The 356-nt window shown below is 66.6% G+C and carries 1 protein-coding gene; it reads right to left on the reverse strand.

Annotated features, from left to right (window positions below; genetic code table 11):
• Positions 1-356 (reverse strand): FAD/NAD(P)-binding protein (locus tag EN807_RS33360; protein WP_189522683.1); only part of this gene is annotated, 356 nt, incomplete at both ends.

Genomic DNA, 356 nt, shown 5'->3' on the forward strand with positions numbered 1-356 from the left:
GGCTGCTCGTCGTGGCCGGTGGCAAGCACGGCCAGATGGCCAACGACGCTGGTGCCGTTGGCGAGCACCACCTCGACACCGGCCGGCGTCGGCGAGATCGACAGGCTCTCCTCGGCAATCAGGCGCAACCGGCCGGTCTCACGCTCACGTTCGACGAGATCGTCGAGCAGCTCCTTCATGTAGCGCGCATACAGGCTGCGCGGCGCATAGAATGGCCCCTGGTCGGGTTTGGCGAAGCCGCGCTCCAGCACCCAGCGTGCGAAATGGGTGGGGTCGTCGGCATAGGCGCTCATCCCGGAGGCTTTGACGTTGAGCACATGCGCCGACAGCAGAGTGGAATAGGCCATGCCCTGCCC

Origin of the sequence: Mesorhizobium sp. M5C.F.Ca.ET.164.01.1.1 (assembly GCF_004792125.1) — a bacterium.
Classification (GTDB): Bacteria; Pseudomonadota; Alphaproteobacteria; order Rhizobiales; family Rhizobiaceae; genus Mesorhizobium; species Mesorhizobium wenxiniae.